The organism is Rhodococcus sp. IEGM 1366, assembly GCF_033142425.1.
Classification (GTDB): Bacteria; Actinomycetota; Actinomycetes; order Mycobacteriales; family Mycobacteriaceae; genus Rhodococcus_F; species Rhodococcus_F globerula.
Window position 1 is genome coordinate 58,353 of record NZ_JAWLRZ010000003.1, and the last position, 17,528, is coordinate 75,880.

A 17,528-nucleotide genomic window follows, 5' to 3' on the forward strand; every position below is an offset into this window, starting at 1 on the left:
TTCACCTGCTTCGCGGTCTGGTTAGACTCTGCGCCGCGCCCCTATAGCTCAGTTGGTAGAGCTACGGACTTTTAATCCGCAGGTCGTAGGTTCGAGTCCTACTGGGGGCACCAAACAACAGTCCGGCACCTCTTCGGAGAATGTCGGGCTGTTTTTTGTTTGCCCGCACGACGGAGTGCGGTACTACATTCGCTCGAGATTTTCGGAAACATCCCGTTTGATACTTTTACCTCGTGAGGTCCAACCCCTCGGATTCGCTCTCGACAAGCACCGCAGCCCTGCCCCTCGCAGCGGAAACTGTTGTGCGCGAATGACTCGACGCAAACACCGCAGGGAGCCGGCGCACAGATGTCTGACACCGATACGAGAAATCGGGTAGATCCACAACCCCCGCACTACGAACCCGACGACCGATGGGTTCCAGTAGACCGGCGATGGTTGGGCCTCGACCGTGCCACTCTGATTCCCGCCGCAGTCGTGATCGCGTTTGCACTCGTCATGGCGTTTGTCCTACCCACAATCAACGATTCGGTGTCCTACGACGACGAAGTCGTGGCCGGAGATGTCATGGAACTCGACGGTGGAATAACCTTCGTTCCCGTCCCCGGCTGGGGCATCACCGCAGGAGTTCGCGACACCGATACCCCGATAACCGGCACCTACCCGGATGTCGCGAGGGTGACCAACGGGGCCGTCTCCTTCACCGTCAAAACAGCACCGTTCACCGGCGACGCGCGCGAACTGCTCGAGCAGATCAAGACGACCACCGATGCGCTTGCGTCTGGGGAGTCGTTCAGAGTCAACGGTGAACCCACCGTGATCATCACCGAAAGCGGCCATCGCGGGGTCATGGCTGGGTACTCGAATTCCACCGCTGACGGCGTCATCGCTGCCTTTGTGATCGACGGAGTGGGGGTCAGCGCGATTGCCGTCGGCCCGAGCAACATCGACCCCTCGACCACCGAAGCTATTGCTCGCATGATCGTCAGCATCAGCCAACGACCCGGAGAGGGCTCATGATGACCATGTCCACTGTGCAGTCGACAGGCGATTCGAACGCCACCCGTGTCTCGGCAATCGAAAACTCCGGATGGGGACGGTCGTTCACCTTCTACCAACCGCGCAATGCCGCGTTCTGGGTGTACCTGCTGTTGGTGACCACCGGAGTCTTCCAGTTCTTCTCGATGCTGGCCTCCAGTGCCGGCGCCTACGGCGAGGCCATCGGACTCTCCGTCGTGCTGTTCAGCGCGTACGGTGCGGCGTTCTGGTGGTTCACGCACCACATCGACCGGTATGCACGCCAACCGGCAAAACTGATCGTCGTGGCCTTTCTGTGGGGAAGCTTTGCTGCTACCTGGGGAATGGCCGCGCATGCAAACGACGCCATTCTCGCGTTGTACGCCAAGATCTTCGGGCAAGCCTGGGCGGCAGACTGGGGAGCAGGCCTGGCGGCGCCGTTTACCGAAGAGACCGCCAAGGGTCTGGGACTCGTGCTGTTGATCGCCCTGGCCTCCCGCTTCGTGCGCACCGCGTTTGACGGGTTCATTCTCGGTGCGTTCATCGGACTCGGTTTCCAGCTCTTCGAAGACGTTGTCTACGCCTTGAATTCGGCAGGTTCACAATTCGGTGCCAATCAGATCGACGCCGCGATGACGACCATTGTGATGCGGATGGTTGTCGGAGTTGCCGCACACACGTTGTACAGCGCAATCTTCTGCGCCGGACTCGTCTACCTTCTCGGCCGACCTGCCGAGCCGCGGCGACTCGGCCGAGGCATCGCACTGATGGCAACGGCGATGCTTCTGCACGGCCTCTGGGATTCTGCCGCCGCTCTTGCACAGGGCAGCGCACTCATGTTCCCACTGCTCTTCGTACTCATCGTCGTCGCACTTGTCTTGGTGTTGCGGGTGTTTCGGTTGACCGTTCCGCGTGAACGTCAGTTCTTGCACGACATTCTGGCACCGGAAGCCGAACACGGCGTGATCACCGGTGACGAGCTCACAGCAGTGTGCGGCAACCACAAGGCTCGCAAGGCTTTCCGCAGATCCGCAGGAACCCGCGCCGATCGCAAACGAAATGGATATGTGCTCGAAGCAACGGCAGATCTCGCCGATGCTCTGGCCTATTCCCGCGGAAACAACACTGACCGAGTCGAATTTGCACGATCCGAAGTAGCCCGGATCAGAAGCGGTCGGCCGTCGATCAAGGCCTGACCTACGCACCGTCAGGAACTGCGAATCAAGCGCCGGACTGCGTCAACGGCAGTCTGCCTTCGCAGGGCCGCCGCTCGCGACGATCCAGGTCTCACGTCACCGCCGCTATGCGGAAGCGCCAGGGTTCTGGCAATTTCGGTGATCACGATCAGCAACTCCGTCGGGTTCCAACTGGGATCGATATGCCCGTCGGCTTGGCCCTGGCGAATCTCCGCAATTTTCGGGCGCAACGTGGTGCGTCGAATGTCGTGGGAACTCACAGTTTCAGGCGCTTCGAGATCCGCCCATTCCTGCAACCGGGCATTCTCGGGGTGCGCGAGGTAGTTGTCGAACAGTCGACCGGTGTACGCAGGTAAGTCGTCTCCACGTAAGGCGGTCTCAGCCGTGGTCTCGACGGTCCACTGCGCCATGACCGCGGAGAAAAGATCTTCCTTGCTCGCGAAGTACGCGTACAGGCGGTCTTTGCTCGCTCGCGCGTCCTTGGCGATGCGGTTGATACGAGCGCCCGCAAACCCGTATCGGGCAAATTCTTCCTTGGCGGATGCAAGAATGCGGTCCCTGGTCGCTTCCCCGGCTGAACGCATGTGCACATCCTAGATCGATTCCACCGTTGCCGAACCACCCGGTTCGGCGTAGCGTCCAGAGTTCACGAACAAATTGGTTCGGGAAAAAACTCTCAACGCCGTTCCACAAGGAGAACCATGAACCTCGACGACGCCCGTAGCGCTTTCGCAAAGCTCCGCGAGCAGGAAAACAACGTCTCCCTCACAGAACTCGATGAAGTGTGGGCTGCTTTGGAGACCGTCGACGCAGCGGACATCCTCGGTGAATGGAAAGGTGACGACTTCGCTACCGGCCACCGTCTCCACGACAAACTCGTGGCAAGCCGCTGGTTCGGAAAAACCTTCAACTCGGTCGAGGACGCAAAACCACTGATCTGCCGAGACGAGAACGGGAACCTCTACTCTGACATCAAGGGCGGCAACGGAGAAGCGAGCCTCTGGAACATCGAGTTCCGCGGCGAAGTCACCGCAACGATGGTCTACGACGGCGCACCGATCTTCGACCATTTCAAGAAGGTCGACGACACAACGCTCATGGGAATCATGAACGGAAAATCGAAGCTGGTCCTCGACAACGGCCAGCACTATTACTTCCTCCTCGAGCGAGTGTGATTCGCCCGGAGAAGAATTCGATGTCCACTCGGAAAATGAGCGCCGCGCTCTCGCACGGCCCCGACTCCCCTTTTGCCCTCGAGACCGTCGAGATCGAGGAACCCCGCGCCGACGAGATCCTCGTGCGGATAGTCGCAACAGGTCTGTGCCACACGGATCTGTTCACCAAGTCAGCACTACCGAAAAAACTCGGCCCCTGCGTGTTCGGCCACGAGGGCGCGGGGATCGTCGAGGCCGTCGGCTCGTCGATCACCCATATCTTCGAAGGCGATCACGTGCTGCTGAGCTATCGAAGCTGCGGAGCGTGCCGCCAATGCCGAAGTGGGTATCGGGCGTATTGCGAACGCTCACATCAACTCAACAGCTCAGGTGCGCGCACCGACGATTCGGCGCCGATCACGCAGAACGGCACTCCGATCAGGTCCGCGTTCTTCGGTCAGTCGAGTTTCGCGCAATACGCCATCACCACAGCCGACAACACCGTCGTCGTTGATCCTGCGGTTGATCTGACCGTCGTAGCTCCGCTCGGCTGCGGGTTTCAAACCGGCGGCGGCGCAGTTCTGAATACTCTTCGCCCCGAACCCGACTCGACGTTTGTGGTCTTCGGAGCTGGCAGCGTCGGATTCGCGGCTCTCCTCGCGGCGCGAGCAGTGGGGGTTTCCACGCTGGTTGCCGTCGACCCGGTACCCGAACGTAGGAAGCTGGCCGAAGAGTTCGGCGCAGTTGTTGTCGATCCCGGCTCCGACGACGTTGTGGCAGCGGTGCGCGACGCCACCGACGGCGGATCGACTCATTCCCTCGACACCACCGGAATCGGTGCGGTTGTCAATCAGGGCGTGACATCACTTCGCGGCCGCGGAACACTGGTCGTGGTTGGGCTCGGAGCCCACGACCTTACCGTGAACATGGCCGACATCATGTTGAACGGGAAGACTATTCGAGGATGCGTCGAGGGTGATTCCGACATAGCTACGTTCATTCCCCGGCTTGTCGATCTCTACACCGCCGGACAATTTCCGATCGACCGACTGGTGACGCCCTATGCGTTCGCAGACATCAACAGAGCCGTCACAGATCAGGCAGCTGGAAAAGTAATAAAGCCTGTTCTCTTCTGGTAGTTCACATTTCGGGAGCCGGAGCTTCGCCCTTGCTCTGCGGTTCGTGCTGCTTCAGGTCGCCGCGCATCTTGTCGATTTCTTTGCCACGCTTCTTGTACCTGTAGCCCAGGAACACGATTCCGACGAACAGCGCGACACCGATGATCGCGCCGAGTACCGAGGCGCCGCGGAATCCAGGACCGTCGACGTCGAGGACGCGTTCGCCGGCGTGCGCAGCATTGCTGTTTCCGAGAACGATGCTCAGCGTCAGCAAGTTGGGCAAAGCAAAAATCACACCGAGCACCAAAGCACCGATCTGTATCGGCCGCGCATGTTTCCGTTTCCGCACCTGCCAGATTGCGCGAAAGAAGAGCAGTGGGACCAACGTACACACGAGCCCGAACATCACGCCCCACGCAATTCCGCCACTGAAACTGCCGTCGGCGAGCGACGCAATCCGCTGAGACCACCAGCGTGGGAGGTATGCGGCGAGAATGAAGTAGGTGATGACCAGAACAACGGCCGCCACGCCGATCATGATGGCCTTTTTCGCCCATGGCGGCATGCCCGATGTGGTGGTAGCCGATGGTGCTTGCTGTGTCGTCATGACCAATCCTCGTCTAATCGGCGTACGTGTCGTCACGAATCTATCGGGTTGCCGCCCGCAGCATCCCCGTCGAGCACTATTCGCGCCAGCTTCTTCGGCGCAACCAGGGTGTACGAGGTGTAGATCCATTCCTCGAGCTGATCCCAGTACTCTCCCTCGATCTTGCCACTGAGATCGAGAGCAACCCAACCGTGCCGACCCAACCCGTACCCTGCCGCGGTTGCTCGTGATTCGGTCGCGACCACCGCCTCGGCTTCCGGTTTGCTCAGCTTGATCGTCAGCGACGTGGCATCGGCGTTGCAGAACACGAAGTTCTTGCCACGCACTCGAAAGGTGGGATGCCCGTCCCACGCTTCGATGTCGACGCGCTGCGCTTCGGGAAGGCTCAGCGAGATCTCTTCGAGTCGACGCATATTGTCCGCCATGGTGACATTGTGCATGGTCAACTCAGGCCGTCCAGGAAAAGCCTGTCGAAAGCACGCGCGTCGTCGCTAGGCTCGTAACTCGACCGCGTTAGACGTTCACCGATCCTTCGGGAGAGTGATATGCGCACGTTTGTACATGTGGTTCTGCTGATCTGCGGTATCGCCGTGACGGTCGGCTCGTTCATGTCGATATTGGCCGGAGTGAAACCCGGAGATGTCCGTCTCGAAGACTTACGAGATGGCTTTCCGGCCGGCTGGGCTATCGAGCAGATCTCCGATCAGTCCGTACCGTTCTACCGATCCATGATGATTCTTCTTCTCGGGTCCGGCGTTGCGATCTTGATTGCGGCAGTGTTCGGTTCACGCCTCGCGGCGTGGATCGGAGTGATTGTCGGACTCGCCAGTCTTGGCACCTTCTATTACCGCGTCAATGAGCAATTCGACAACATCATCAGGGAAAACTACTCCACGATCCTGACGAATCAGACAGGATTCATTCTGACCGTCGGCGGCCTCGCACTTGCGCTTCTCGCATGTCTGGTCCCCCGAGAAAAAACCCAACGATGACACCTCCGCAACATCCGAGCTACCGACGGTCTCGAACATTCACTAGTGTCTGCATCAACCGGGTGCTGACAAGTAGGACCCCAGAAAAGTAGGGCATCGAATGGCTTCGCTTGACGACCTTCTCTCACAGATCCCGATCGACCAGATCGCGCAGCAACTCGGCGTAGATCAGGCAACCGCGGAAACTGCTGTGAAATCGGCACTTCCCACGCTGGTCAGCGGTCTCGGCGCCAATGCCGACAGCGAGGCCGGCGCGGCGTCGCTCGAAAGCGCGTTGCAGTCGCACGCCAACACCACGATCCTCGACGACGGCATCGACATCAGCAAGGTCGACACCGCTGACGGTCAGAAGATCGTGGCAAACATCTTCGGCAACAACACCGATCAGGTGGCCAGCACGCTGGGTAGCGTCGGCGGCGGAAACGATCTGGTGAAGCAGCTACTCCCGATTCTCGCGCCGATCGTACTGGCGTACCTCGCCAAGCAGTTCACAGGCGGCGGATCGGCAGCGCAGACGCAGACTGCCGGCGGTGGCGGCATCGGAGATCTTCTGGGCGGACTCCTCGGCGGCGGAAACTCCGGCGGCGGCATCGGCGGAGCACTCGGCGGTCTCCTCGGCGGCTCCGGTGGCGGCGGCATCGGAGATCTGCTGGGCGGACTCCTCGGCGGCGGCAAGAAGTAGGCGATAACGCCAGTTGCGGCGGCCGAAGTGCCGCCGCAACTGGAATCAGTCAACCCGGGTGGACCGAAACATCTTCAGTGACAATCCCATTGCCACCACAAGCAAACAGGCGACAAAGATGCTGACGCCATTCCAGCCACCTACTGCAAAAGCTGAGCCTGCCAGAACGCCGGCCACGGACGAACCGGCATAGTAGGCAAACAGGTAGAGCGCCGACGCTTCCGCCCGATGGACTCGGGCAAGCCGGCCGACCCACCCACTGGCTACGGAATGCGCGGCAAAGAACCCTCCGGTGAAGAGCAACATCCCCACCAACGTCAGCGCGAGGTTGTCGGGGACGGTCAACGCAAGGCCAAGCGCTGTCACCGATACGGAGCCAAGCAACACCCACCGCTGCCCAACTCTGTCCGCGGCAGCGCCGGCCGCAGTCGATGTCACGGTTCCCGCGAGATAGAACAGAAATACCAGCCCCACCACCGCCTCGGATAGGCCGAAAGGTGCTGCAGCGAGACGAAACCCGAGGAAGTTGTAGACGGAAACAAATGCGCCCATGACAATGAAACCCAGCGCGAAAAGCGTCCGCAGCGCCGAGTTCGCAAGGTGAACGCGCAGATTCGACATTAGCCGTCGCACAGATATCGGCTGTGGCTGGAAGAATTGCGACCCCGGCAGGGTCCTGGTCATGACGATCGCAAAGACCGTCGAGAGCAGCGCGACCGCAAAAAGCGCCCAGTGCCAAGAACTTACGTCGACCACTGCAGCCGGGATCAACCGTCCGATCAATCCGCCGACGGTGGTGCCCGCAACGTAGCGCCCCATCGCTGCGCCTAAATCCTTCGGGTCGATCTCCTCCGCGAGATACGCCATGGCAACCGCCGGAATTCCCGCCAGCGCAGCGCCTTGGAACGCTCGGCCCACCAGCAGAATCTCGATTGTCGGACTCAGCGGCAGCAGGAGACCGATCACGCACGACGTGATTGCCGAGAAGATCATGACGCGGGTCCGGCCGAAGCGTTCGGACAATGCACTCGCCGGAATGATCGCCAATGCCACCATGCCCGTCGTCACCGAAACGGACAGGGCCGAAACCGCGGGCGAGACTCCGAAAGAGTGCGAAAACGCAGGCAGCAGTGCCTGAGCCGAGTACATCGACACAAACGTCGTCAATCCCGCTGCAAACAATGCAAGCGTCACCGCGCGGTATCCGGCGGATCCCCGGCGGTACGACGCGATTCCTGCGCCGACTTCTGTTCCTGCGCTGATTTCTACCGACATGCTCATCGACACGACCTCCGGCAAGAATCTTCCGCGCCCATGGCAACAAAAGAAAATGCATTAATTTGCTGTTCTACATACCTCCGAGACATATAGGCTTCCACCTGTGATGTTGTCGGACGATCTCGAGTGGTTTGTCGTGCTGGCTGAAACCCAACAGGTCACGGCGACGGCGGATATCACTCACCTGTCGCAGCCCACGCTCTCTCGCAAACTCGCACGGCTCGAACGATCCGTTGGTGTGCCGCTCTTCGACCGACACGGCCGTCGGCTCACACTCAATCGGTACGGCCGCATCCTCTACGAACATGCAACCAGCGCCCTGAACACACTCCATTCCGCGTTGCGCCAGATCGACGCCCTGGCCGGGCCAGACACCGGAACGGTGCGACTCGACTTCCTCCATTCGTTCGGAACCTGGTTGATTCCGCGCATGATTCGGGCATATCGAACCGAACATCCGGGTGTTCGCTTCGAACTCCATCAGGATCGAGCGCAGTTCCTGAGTGATCGCGTTATCACCGGCGACGCCGATTTGGCGCTTGTGTCGCCGCAGCCGGACAACCCTCGACTCGCATGGACTCAGATAGCGCAGCAAAAACTTGCCCTCGCCGTTCCGCTCGGACATCGTTTCGCGGACCTGCCCGAGGTCGATCTGGCCGACGCTGCGGGCGAGCAATTCATCGGAATGCAGCTGGACTTCGGCATGCGGCGAATTCTCGACGAGATGTGTGCCGCGGCCGGATTCACCCCGGATTTCGTCTTCGAGAGCAGTGAGCTGGCAACTGTGGGCGGGTTGGTGTCCGCATCCCTGGGCGTGGCCGTCATGCCGATTCAGGATCCGCCCATCTGGGCAGAGGGAATCGTGTTCGTTCCCCTTGCCGGCGCAACACGCAAGATCGGGCTTGTCTGGACCGAGAATCGGGAATTGTCGAGGCCAGCGCGCGATTTCCGTGATTTTGTCCGCGAAAATATGTGGTCCTGAAACTCACACGTACAGCCAAACCGGCAGGTATGATCTCGGCAACAAGCGAATGGAACGCATCGGACAATTCAGACTGCGTCCATCTTCCGTCCACGTACGCTGGCTACGACTCGGTAACATTCGCGCAGGGGGATCAGTTCATGTCGATCAGGCCAAACCTACGGTACCGTAGGCTGGAGCGAAGTCGGGCATTCACTCAACACGGAGGCAAATAAATGACGAGGATTCTGACGCAGCTCGAACTGCTGACAGAACTGCAGCCGGTTGCCGAAGAGAACGTCAACCGGCACATCTCCATGGCAAAGGAATGGCACCCGCACGACTACGTCCCGTGGGACGAGGGTCGCAACTTCGCAGCCATGGGCGGCGAAGACTGGAGTCTCGAACAATCCCGGCTCGGCGAGGTCGCCCGAGCTGCGATGATCACCAATCTCCTCACCGAGGACAACCTGCCGTCGTACCACCGCGAGATCGCCGAGAACTTCTCGCAGGACGGAGCCTGGGGCACCTGGGTCGGCCGCTGGACCGCCGAGGAGAATCGCCACGGAATCGTGATGCGCGACTACCTGGTTGTCACGCGCGCCGTCGATCCCGTCGAGCTCGAGCGCTACCGCATGGAACACATGATCACCGGCTACAACCCGCCCATCCCGGACGACGGAGCCGGAGTTCTCCACTCTGTCGCGTACGTCACCTTCCAGGAACTCGCGACTCGCGTCAGCCACCGCAACACCGGCAAGGCCTGCAACGAGCCGATCGCCGACAAGATGCTTCAGCGCATCGCCGCCGACGAGAACCTGCACATGATCTTCTACCGCAACATCTGTGCCGCCGCTCTCGATCTTGCACCTGATCAGACACTGAAGTCCGTGTCGAACATCGTGCAGAATTTCCAGATGCCCGGTGCTGGGATGCCCAACTTCCGTCGCAACGGCGTTTTGATGGCCAAGCACGGAATCTACGATCTCCGTCAGCACCTCGACGAGGTCATCTGGCCCGTTCTGCGCAAGTGGAACATCTTCGAGCGCAACGACTTCAGCGCCGAAGGCGAGAACACTCGCGAAGAACTGGCTGCCTTCCTCGAGACACTTGCCGCCCAGGCGACAAAGTTCGAGGAGCAGCGCGATCGCATGCTCGCCCGCGAAGCCGCCAAGCGTGAACAGCAGGCCTCTTAGTTTCACCAGCTATTCTGTGCCCGGTACCGGATTCGGTACCGGGCACTTTCACTTGTCAGAAATATTTGTTCAGAGGTAGTCATGTCTTCCCTTCGTATCGGTTCACTCGAGCTGCACAGCCCCGTGGTCCTCGCGCCCATGGCCGGCGTCACCAATGTCGCTTTCCGCACGCTCTGTCGTGAACTCGAACTCGAACGTGCAGGCAGCACCTCCGGGCTCTACGTGTGTGAGATGGTCACTGCCCGCGCGCTCGTAGAGCGCCAGCCGGCCACCATGCACATGACCACCTTCGGCCCCACCGAGACTCCGCGGTCCCTGCAGCTCTACACCGTCGACCCAGACACGACCTACGCTGCGGCCAAAATGATCGTCGACGAGAACATGGCCGACCACATCGACATGAACTTCGGCTGCCCAGTGCCGAAAGTCACTCGAAAAGGTGGCGGCTCCGCGCTCCCCTACAAGCGTCGACTGTTCGGACAGATCGTCGCAGCTGCCGTTCGCGCCACCGAGGGCACCGACATTCCTGTCACGGTGAAGATGCGCGTCGGTATCGACGCGGACCATCACACGCACCTCGACGCCGGACGCATCGCCGCTGCCGAGGGCGCCGCCGCAATTGCCTTGCACGCGCGCACCGCGTCGCAGCGCTACTCCGGAACGGCGGACTGGAACGAGATCGCCCGCCTGAAGGAACACGTTCCCGACGTTCCGATTCTCGGAAACGGCGACATCTTCGACGCGTCCGACGCCGCCCGCATGATGGACGAGACCGGCTGCGACGGCGTTGTCGTCGGACGCGGATGCCTGGGCCGCCCGTGGCTGTTTGCAGAGCTCAGCGCGGCTCTCAACGGTCAGCCCATCGCGACGCCTCCGACGCTCGGCGAGGTCACCACGATCATCGCCCGCCACGCCCAGCTCCTCGCCGCACACCACGGTGAGATGAAGGGCTTACGCGAACTCCGCAAGCACGTGTCCTGGTATCTGCGCGGATTCCCGGTCGGGTCGGATCTGCGCGTGTCGATGGCACTAGTCAGCACCCTGACCGAACTCGACGAACTGCTGGCCCAGCTGGACAGCTCCATTCCATTCCCGAAGGACGCCGAAGGTCCCCGTGGCCGGCAAGGTTCCCCCGGTCAGGTCGCCCTGCCCGAGGGCTGGCTCGACGATCCCGAGGACGATCTGGTGCCGGTCGGAGCGGACATCATGCATTCGGGCGGATAACGCATTGCTGTGAATTCGGGCAATTCGCCAAGTTTCTGAGTGAATAACTCAGGATCCACCAGTAATATGGCTCCAGCTTCGTCAACAGCAGTTGGACGGCGCACGACAAGAGACGCACTGTCCGTATCGGCAGTCAACGACGAGACAGGTTGCATCGGTGGGTGATGATCACGACTCGGGCCCGCCTTCGCCCGAAAGCCGCGCCCCGTGGGAGCGCCCCCTCGCAGATCAGCGATACCGCAATCGTCGTTCGTCTAAACCCGAACCCACTGGCGCGCCACAGTCCGATGCCCCGCCGTCAGAGCGTCGGGGCAGTGAACGCTTCGGCCGATTCGGTCGACGTGACGCACCACCGAGCGACAGCATCTCCGTCGCAGAACTCGTCCAACGAGTAGGCGATACAGCCGGCCAGCGTGTAGTCGAACCGCCGGCCCCGAAAAAGAGCAGCCCGGCAGCGCCACCTGTTGACTCGAGGCCTCCCATCAGGCCCCCCGACAAACCGCTGCCCCCCGAAAAGCCGCTGCCTCCCCCACCGATCGCACCGGCCGCGGCCGAATGGATCAGCAGCGACCCGCCATCCTCCGCTTCTCCGCGTGTCGTCAGCGAAACCGGTGGTAGTCGGCTTGCGCTGAACAAGATTCGACGCCGCCAGCGTATGAAGACGATCAGCCGATCCGCGGTCGCATTTCTTGCCGTGATGTCACTGACCATGACTGGCGTCGTCTGGGGTTACCTGCGCACCACCGAAGGAAAGTTCGAGCAGATCGCTGCGCTCGACACCAACTCCGACGACATCGTCGACGCGGGCGGCCAGCTCGGCGACGAAACCTATCTGATCGTCGGCACCGATACCAGGGCCGGCGCAAGTGGTGAGATCGGCGCCGGCACCGTCGAGGACGCCGAAGGCGCCCGGGCCGACACCGTGATGCTGGTCAACATCCCCGCCGACCGCAGCCGCGTCGTCGCCGTCTCGTTTCCCCGCGACCTCGACGTCGACCGGCCGGTCTGCCAGGGCTGGGACAACAGTTCCGGGACGTACACCAGCGAGTCCTTCCCCGCTGCCTCTGGCGACAAACTCAACGCGACCTACGCCCTGGGTGGCCCGAAGTGTCTGGTCAAGGTCATCCAGAAAATGTCCGGACTCAAGATCGGCCACTTCGTCGGCATGGACTTCGCCGGATTCGAGAGCATGGTCGACACAGTTGGCGGGGTCAACATCTGCACCCCGGTTCCCATCGAAGACGGCATTCTGGGCACTGTCCTCGCAAACAGCGGAAACCAGGTACTCGACGGCCGGACCGCGCTGAACTACGTCCGCGCCAGGCATGTCGAAGCCGAGGGCAACGGCGACTACGGGCGCATCACGCGGCAACAGAAGTTCCTGTCCGCGCTGCTGCGCTCGGCACTGTCCAACAATGTGCTGCTCAATCCCAGCAAGCTCAACGGGTTCATCAACGCATTCACCCAGGACACGTTTGTCGAGAACATCGATACAAAATCCCTGGTCACGCTTGGTCGATCATTGCAGAACGTCGATGCGGGCGCCGTCACCTTCCTGACCGTGCCCACCGACGGCACGAATGACTGGGGCAATGAAATCCCCCGGACCGACGAGATCAAAGCACTGTTCCAGGCAATCATCGACGACGAGCCGCTTCCGGGCGAAGAGCGTGACACAGATACCGACAAGACATCGACCAGCTCAGCGCCCTCCACCGCCACGACGCCGGTGCCCGAGGCAACACTCGTGTCGGCAATGAGTCCGTACAACATCTACATCGACGTTTCGAACGCGTCAGGTGTTTCGGGCCAGGCCGCGACCGCTGCCGACCAACTTGCTGCATACGGATTCCAGATCTCCACAATCGGTAATTTCAGCGCAGCGACGGGACTGGCCAATGTCCAGGCCTCGGCGACTGTGGTGCGGTATGCGGCCGGTTACGAAGCCGAGGCCGCCACCGTCGCATCCGCGATTCCCGGAGCCGTACTCGTCCTCACTCCGAGCATGGGCGACATGGTCGAACTTGTCATCGGCAGCGATTTTTCCGGCACAGTGGTCGCACCGGCAGATCCGGGAACCTCGTTGTCCGCAGAACCGTCATCGGTAGACACCAGCGTGTCGACGTCACTGCCCTCCGACATTGCCTCAGTCAACGCCGGAGACACAGCCTGCATCTGACGCTGCAGTGATCATCTGCATCTGACGCTGCGGTGATCATTTCGCACGACGCTGCGGTGATCATTTCGCACGACGCTGCGGTGATCATTCACCTTGCGTTCACCTGTCGCTTGTGACTTGGTCTTTCACTGCACGTAGGCTCTCACCTCATGCGCGTGGCTTACAACGAACAGATGACCGAGCTTGCAGACTTGCTCGGCGAGATGGCAGGACTGGCAGGCACCGCCATGGAGCGAGCCACCCAGTCACTGCTCCAAGCAGACCTGACCCTGGCCGAGCAGGTGATCGGCGAACACGACCGGATCACCGAACTCAGCACCCTTTGCGAGGAGCGCGCCTTCGCGCTGCTCGCCTTGCAGGCTCCCGTTGCCGGCGATCTCCGCTCCGTCGTCAGCGGAATCCAGATCGTCGCCGACATCGACCGCATGGGCGCCCTTGCCCTGCACGTCGCCAAGATTGCGCGTCGTCGCCATCCCAACCATGTCCTCCCCGAGGTCGTCAACGGCTACTTCGCCGAGATGGGCCGCATCGCCGTCAGTATCGGTGCCGCGGCAAAGGAAGTCCTCGAGACCCGTGATCCCGAGCGTGCAGCCCGTCTGCGCGAAGAGGACGAGGCGATGGACGACCTGCACCGTCACCTGTTCACGGTCCTCATGGATCGCGACTGGAAGTACGGGGTTGCAGCGGCAGTCGACATCACGTTGCTCGGCCGCTTCTACGAGCGCTTTGCAGACCACGCTGTCGAGGTCGGACGCCGAGTGATCTTCCTCGTTACCGGCAAGCTGCCCGAAGAGCCTGAATCCACCGAAAAGGTCGACAAACTGACCGCCTACCCGGATCTGTAACCACTCCCCGTCACGAGCAGAAGGCGGCCGCGCATGTGCGTGGCCGCCTTTCTGTTGTGTCCCTTCAGTTAGAACCCAGCCATTCGTCCAACGTCGGCCCGGCGCTGATCGAGTCCGCTCCTGGCAGGAGAGCACCGCTGCGCATTGCCTTGCCTGCGCCTGGCATGGATACCGGGATCAGCAACTTCCGCGTGCCTCGACGACGCAGTATTTTCCTCGTCATCTCCGGGATCTCGAGGACTTCAGGACCGGCGAGATCAGCAGCGCGACCCGACGGCCCCTTCTCCGCCGCCTGCACCAACGCCTTCGCAACGGTCTTGGCAGCGACGGGCTTCGATCTCATTCGCGGTACGAGGGCCAACGGGCCGAAACCCATGAGCGACACCGTCTTCTCGCCGAACTCGAACCACTGCGTGGATCGCAGAATCGTGAACGGGATGCCCGACGCGCTGACTGCGCGTTCCTGCGCAGCCTTACCCTGGTAGTACCCGAATGCCTTCAATCGCGGATCGTCACTGTTGACGATCGAGAGCACAACATGGTGCTTCACTCCTGCCGCATTCTCTGCTGCGGCAATGTTCTGCGCCGCGGCCTCGAAGAATGCGACGGCCTTCTTTGCACTGTTGGTGACGTGGTCACTGACATCGACAACCGCGTCGACACCCGCGAGAGCTCCGGCCAGCCCGGCACCAGTGCTGATATCGACGCCGGTCGAGCGGGCCGCGATCACCACGTCGTGGCCTGCCGCCTCGGCTTCCGCAACTACGAGCTTGCCCATCAAACCTGTCCCACCGAGCACTGCTATCCGCATGATGTCTCCTCGAGATTCCGACTCTCCTCATCTTGGACGACAACAGCCTCCAGGTGTGAGGGCGTCGCGGGGAGTCTTACGTCACGGCAGGAATCTAGTTCTCCGTGAACCGACTCGCCACGCGTGCACGCCAATCCGAGCTGATGTGGTCCAAGGCCGCAGACACCTCATGCGCCTGGTCTGCAACAGCCCGGGCCAGCATGCCCGGACCGGCCAGGGGGCTCACATGCCCCTCGGCCGCGTCCGAGGTCTTCATCCCCAGCAACATGGTGGTGCCGATAACCCGATGTCCTCCCAGAACACCGGGACGGGAACGATCGGGAACACTACGCAAGTCCAGAGTCTCCACCAGAAGCGGTGTCCCGTCGACAGTGATGCGCTGATCCGAACGCAGTGCACCACCGATCTCACCGGTACGGCCGAACACCACCATCTCGTCGAGCAGGGCAACCGCGTCCGGCTGCAGCGAAATGTCAATTCGCCGAGCGACATCCGCGCCGCCGGCTACCACGAAGGGCGCCGCTCGCCATACCAAAGCGCCGCCGGCACCCACCGTCGCTGTCGCCGTCCACGATGCGTGACCGCCGCGGGCGTTGTACGCCACGGTGCCGGACGGCTCGAGCACCTCGAGGAACGCACCGGGCGCCACGTCGAACTCGATGCGTAGGTCGTCACCGGCCAACAGTGTCGCGCTGTGTCCTACCAGGGCAACGCGCACGTGCAACCCGTGAGCACTCACCAGGCGTGGCGCCAGGAAATCCCCGGAGATCAACTCTTTGGCAACAGCGGTGCCGCCCACTCGCTCGACGACGACCCGCGTAGCTCCCGCAGTCATCAGTGAGCGTGAGAGTGACTGTGCCCGTGACCGTGTCCGTGGTCGTGGTCTTCTTCATCGGCGTGGAAGTGCGGTGCCATCGGTCCCGGGTCCTGGGGCACATGATTGCCCTCGCGGTGAGCCGCGATGACCTTGCGCAGCCACGCGCTGAGCTGATCGATCGTGGCGTGGTCCTTCTGGCTGAGCGCGAGGACGGGCAGTCCGTCGCGTGCTGCTGTTGCATCGGCAACCATTTGAACGGCATCGACGTCGACATACGGGGCCAGGTCGATCTTGTTGACCACCAACAGATCTGCGCGCTCGATTCCGGGTCCACCCTTACGCGCGACATCGCCGCCGCCGGCAACATCGATGCAGAAGATCTGCGCATCGACGAGTGCGGGACTGAACGTCGCAGTGAGGTTGTCGCCGCCGCTCTCCACGATCACCATGTCGAGGGGATGAAATTCGCGCTCGAGGTCTTCCACCGCAATGAGATTGGGTGTCACGTCGTCACGGATCGCCGTGTGCGGGCACGCCCCGGTCTCGACTGCGACGATGCGCTCGATCGGCAGGACGTTTGCGGCGCGCAACAGTCGCGCGTCCTCATCGGTGTAGATGTCGTTGGTGACAACCGCGATCTCGAACTCCGACGCGAGCTCGCGGCAGATGGTGGCGATCAGGGTGCTTTTGCCAGTGCCGACCGGGCCGGCAACACCGAGCCTCAAACCTCTTGCGGCAGTTGCGGTATCGGTGGTTGTGTTCAGATTGTCAAGCACGGAAAATCCTCCTGGATCGAGCGTGGTGTTCGAGTGACCATTGTTCGACCAACGGTCCTGTTGTTGCAGGTATAGCCGAGGCACTCTCGACCGCGACGGCTGCCGCGGCGACGGTCTCGATGGTCGGGGCCGCCCGAAGCAGCCATTCGACCGGTTCTGTCGGATCTACCGGCAGTAGTTTCAGTGCCGCCGACGCGACGGTTTGCGCGTCGTCGTACAGGCATGATCGCGCCGCCGCCAGATCGTCCATGCCGGAGACGGCGGTGAACACTCCCAATGCCAACGGCCGCATCGGATGCCCCGGTAGCGCCATGAGGAGTTTCACCGCGGGGTGCCCCGGCCACAACCGCGACGCCAACCTGGCCAGCCCACGTCCGAGCTGGATGGACGCCTCACGCAGCGGCGCGCTGGGCGTGCGAGCGAGCAATTCGTTCGAGATGGCCTCGAGTTCGCCTGCACTACCCTCACTTACGGCCCAGCGCCGCGTAATCACCGTTGCAGCGGCTTCGACCAGTCCGACCGTCTCGAGTCGACCTCGAATGAAATCCGGAACCTGCCTTTGGTGCAGGCCGGCCGCCAATGCCGGTTCCAGCCCGGACGAGTGCGCGTGCCCACCGGTAGGCAGACGCCCGTCTGCCAGGAGCATCGACGCTATCTCGGCGGACATCATCTCAA

General features: G+C 61.7%; 19 protein-coding genes and 1 tRNA gene. 12 read left to right on the plus strand and 8 right to left on the minus strand.

What is annotated here, in order from left to right:
• Positions 1-37 precede the first annotated feature (37 nt).
• From R4P64_RS09990 to R4P64_RS10000, 3 genes are all read left to right on the plus strand, one after another.
• Positions 38-113: transfer RNA gene (locus tag R4P64_RS09990), tRNA-Lys, on the plus strand.
• Positions 114-348: 235 nt separating this feature from the next.
• The gene (locus R4P64_RS09995; RefSeq protein ID WP_033233990.1) at positions 349-1,020 is read left to right on the plus strand and encodes a hypothetical protein; all 672 of its coding nucleotides are present in this window, start codon (positions 349-351) and stop codon (positions 1,018-1,020) included.
• Positions 1,017-2,213 (plus strand): PrsW family intramembrane metalloprotease, encoded by a 1,197-nt coding sequence (locus R4P64_RS10000; RefSeq protein ID WP_411742663.1) that lies wholly within the window; start codon positions 1,017-1,019, stop codon positions 2,211-2,213. The genes R4P64_RS09995 and R4P64_RS10000 overlap by 4 nt, the downstream gene beginning before the upstream one ends.
• An 11-nt stretch (positions 2,214-2,224) precedes the next feature.
• Here R4P64_RS10000 and R4P64_RS10005 read toward each other — a convergent pair whose 3' ends face one another.
• Positions 2,225-2,797, minus strand: a complete 573-nt coding sequence (locus R4P64_RS10005) for a TetR/AcrR family transcriptional regulator (RefSeq protein ID WP_317820612.1) — start codon at positions 2,795-2,797, stop codon at positions 2,225-2,227.
• Between the two features lie 117 nt (positions 2,798-2,914).
• Here R4P64_RS10005 and R4P64_RS10010 point away from each other — a divergent pair, with 117 nt between their 5' ends.
• Complete coding sequence (locus R4P64_RS10010; RefSeq protein ID WP_317820613.1) at positions 2,915-3,388, plus strand: DUF4334 domain-containing protein; 474 nt, start codon at positions 2,915-2,917, stop codon at positions 3,386-3,388.
• A gap of 20 nt (positions 3,389-3,408) precedes the next feature.
• The gene (locus R4P64_RS10015) at positions 3,409-4,506 is read left to right on the plus strand and encodes an NAD(P)-dependent alcohol dehydrogenase (RefSeq protein WP_317820614.1); all 1,098 of its coding nucleotides are present in this window, start codon (positions 3,409-3,411) and stop codon (positions 4,504-4,506) included.
• A 1-nt stretch (position 4,507) separates the two neighbouring features.
• Here the strand turns inward: R4P64_RS10015 and R4P64_RS10020 are convergent, their stop codons facing one another.
• Both R4P64_RS10020 and R4P64_RS10025 read right to left on the minus strand, forming a co-directional pair.
• Complete coding sequence (locus tag R4P64_RS10020) at positions 4,508-5,092, minus strand: hypothetical protein (RefSeq protein ID WP_172935772.1); 585 nt, start codon at positions 5,090-5,092, stop codon at positions 4,508-4,510.
• 32 nt (positions 5,093-5,124) lie between these two features.
• Entirely contained in the window at positions 5,125-5,517 is a 393-nt protein-coding gene (locus R4P64_RS10025; protein ID WP_045069738.1) for an MmcQ/YjbR family DNA-binding protein, read from the minus strand.
• Between the two features lie 120 nt (positions 5,518-5,637).
• Between R4P64_RS10025 and R4P64_RS10030 the strand changes: the two genes are divergently transcribed.
• Both R4P64_RS10030 and R4P64_RS10035 read left to right on the plus strand, forming a co-directional pair.
• Positions 5,638-6,084, plus strand: a complete 447-nt coding sequence (locus tag R4P64_RS10030; protein WP_045068840.1) for a hypothetical protein — start codon at positions 5,638-5,640, stop codon at positions 6,082-6,084.
• Positions 6,085-6,184: 100 nt separating this feature from the next.
• Complete coding sequence (locus R4P64_RS10035) at positions 6,185-6,766, plus strand: DUF937 domain-containing protein (protein WP_172935774.1); 582 nt, start codon at positions 6,185-6,187, stop codon at positions 6,764-6,766.
• A gap of 45 nt (positions 6,767-6,811) precedes the next feature.
• Here R4P64_RS10035 and R4P64_RS10040 read toward each other — a convergent pair whose 3' ends face one another.
• Complete coding sequence (locus R4P64_RS10040) at positions 6,812-8,047, minus strand: MFS transporter (protein WP_411742664.1); 1,236 nt, start codon at positions 8,045-8,047, stop codon at positions 6,812-6,814.
• Positions 8,048-8,150: 103 nt separating this feature from the next.
• Here R4P64_RS10040 and R4P64_RS10045 point away from each other — a divergent pair, with 103 nt between their 5' ends.
• From R4P64_RS10045 to phoU, 5 genes are all read left to right on the plus strand, one after another.
• Positions 8,151-9,026: a LysR family transcriptional regulator gene (locus R4P64_RS10045; RefSeq protein WP_172935980.1), complete on the plus strand. Its 876-nt coding sequence runs from the start codon at positions 8,151-8,153 to the stop codon at positions 9,024-9,026.
• A gap of 215 nt (positions 9,027-9,241) precedes the next feature.
• Positions 9,242-10,201, plus strand: a complete 960-nt coding sequence (locus R4P64_RS10050) for an acyl-ACP desaturase (RefSeq protein ID WP_033233981.1) — start codon at positions 9,242-9,244, stop codon at positions 10,199-10,201.
• 81 nt (positions 10,202-10,282) lie between these two features.
• Positions 10,283-11,425, plus strand: coding sequence for a tRNA dihydrouridine synthase DusB (dusB, locus tag R4P64_RS10055; protein ID WP_317820617.1), 1,143 nt, complete (start codon positions 10,283-10,285; stop codon positions 11,423-11,425).
• 157 nt (positions 11,426-11,582) lie between these two features.
• Positions 11,583-13,604 (plus strand): LCP family protein, encoded by a 2,022-nt coding sequence (locus R4P64_RS10060; RefSeq protein WP_317540678.1) that lies wholly within the window; start codon positions 11,583-11,585, stop codon positions 13,602-13,604.
• Between the two features lie 149 nt (positions 13,605-13,753).
• A complete protein-coding gene (phoU, locus tag R4P64_RS10065) occupies positions 13,754-14,449 on the plus strand; it encodes a phosphate signaling complex protein PhoU (protein ID WP_033233978.1) in 696 nt (231 codons plus the stop codon).
• 64 nt (positions 14,450-14,513) lie between these two features.
• Here phoU and R4P64_RS10070 read toward each other — a convergent pair whose 3' ends face one another.
• From R4P64_RS10070 to R4P64_RS10085, 4 genes are all read right to left on the minus strand, one after another.
• Positions 14,514-15,260, minus strand: a complete 747-nt coding sequence (locus R4P64_RS10070; protein WP_317820619.1) for an SDR family oxidoreductase — start codon at positions 15,258-15,260, stop codon at positions 14,514-14,516.
• A 94-nt stretch (positions 15,261-15,354) separates the two neighbouring features.
• On the minus strand, positions 15,355-16,095 hold the full coding sequence (locus R4P64_RS10075; RefSeq protein WP_317820621.1) for an urease accessory protein UreD: 741 nt from the start codon (positions 16,093-16,095) through the stop codon (positions 15,355-15,357).
• Positions 16,095-16,853 carry an urease accessory protein UreG gene (ureG, locus tag R4P64_RS10080; RefSeq protein ID WP_095888309.1) on the minus strand — a complete coding sequence of 253 codons (759 nt, stop codon included), beginning with the start codon at positions 16,851-16,853 and terminating at the stop codon, positions 16,095-16,097. The genes R4P64_RS10075 and ureG overlap by 1 nt, the downstream gene beginning before the upstream one ends.
• The gene (locus tag R4P64_RS10085; RefSeq protein ID WP_317820623.1) at positions 16,846-17,520 is read right to left on the minus strand and encodes an urease accessory protein UreF; all 675 of its coding nucleotides are present in this window, start codon (positions 17,518-17,520) and stop codon (positions 16,846-16,848) included. Before R4P64_RS10085 ends, ureG begins: the two co-directional genes overlap by 8 nt.
• Between the last annotated feature and the right edge of the window lie 8 nt (positions 17,521-17,528).

Excerpts from the sequence above, each read along its gene's own strand:
- R4P64_RS10035 (WP_172935774.1), top strand. The coding sequence starts at position 6,185 with ATGGCTTCGCTTGACGACCTTCTCTCACAGATCCCGATCGACCAGATC.
- R4P64_RS10045 (WP_172935980.1), top strand. The coding sequence starts at position 8,151 with ATGTTGTCGGACGATCTCGAGTGGTTTGTCGTGCTGGCTGAAACCCAA.
- dusB (WP_317820617.1), top strand. The coding sequence starts at position 10,283 with ATGTCTTCCCTTCGTATCGGTTCACTCGAGCTGCACAGCCCCGTGGTC.
- R4P64_RS10085 (WP_317820623.1), bottom strand. The coding sequence starts at position 17,520 with ATGTCCGCCGAGATAGCGTCGATGCTCCTGGCAGACGGGCGTCTGCCT.
- R4P64_RS10000 (WP_411742663.1), top strand. The coding sequence starts at position 1,017 with ATGATGACCATGTCCACTGTGCAGTCGACAGGCGATTCGAACGCCACC.
- R4P64_RS10030 (WP_045068840.1), top strand. The coding sequence starts at position 5,638 with ATGCGCACGTTTGTACATGTGGTTCTGCTGATCTGCGGTATCGCCGTG.
- R4P64_RS09995 (WP_033233990.1), top strand. The coding sequence starts at position 349 with ATGTCTGACACCGATACGAGAAATCGGGTAGATCCACAACCCCCGCAC.
- R4P64_RS10075 (WP_317820621.1), bottom strand. The coding sequence starts at position 16,095 with ATGACTGCGGGAGCTACGCGGGTCGTCGTCGAGCGAGTGGGCGGCACC.
- R4P64_RS10025 (WP_045069738.1), bottom strand. The coding sequence starts at position 5,517 with ATGGCGGACAATATGCGTCGACTCGAAGAGATCTCGCTGAGCCTTCCC.
- R4P64_RS10005 (WP_317820612.1), bottom strand. The coding sequence starts at position 2,797 with ATGCGTTCAGCCGGGGAAGCGACCAGGGACCGCATTCTTGCATCCGCC.
- R4P64_RS10050 (WP_033233981.1), top strand. The coding sequence starts at position 9,242 with ATGACGAGGATTCTGACGCAGCTCGAACTGCTGACAGAACTGCAGCCG.
- R4P64_RS10020 (WP_172935772.1), bottom strand. The coding sequence starts at position 5,092 with ATGACGACACAGCAAGCACCATCGGCTACCACCACATCGGGCATGCCG.
- R4P64_RS10010 (WP_317820613.1), top strand. The coding sequence starts at position 2,915 with ATGAACCTCGACGACGCCCGTAGCGCTTTCGCAAAGCTCCGCGAGCAG.
- R4P64_RS10015 (WP_317820614.1), top strand. The coding sequence starts at position 3,409 with ATGTCCACTCGGAAAATGAGCGCCGCGCTCTCGCACGGCCCCGACTCC.
- R4P64_RS10070 (WP_317820619.1), bottom strand. The coding sequence starts at position 15,260 with ATGCGGATAGCAGTGCTCGGTGGGACAGGTTTGATGGGCAAGCTCGTA.
- R4P64_RS10040 (WP_411742664.1), bottom strand. The coding sequence starts at position 8,047 with ATGAGCATGTCGGTAGAAATCAGCGCAGGAACAGAAGTCGGCGCAGGA.
- phoU (WP_033233978.1), top strand. The coding sequence starts at position 13,754 with ATGCGCGTGGCTTACAACGAACAGATGACCGAGCTTGCAGACTTGCTC.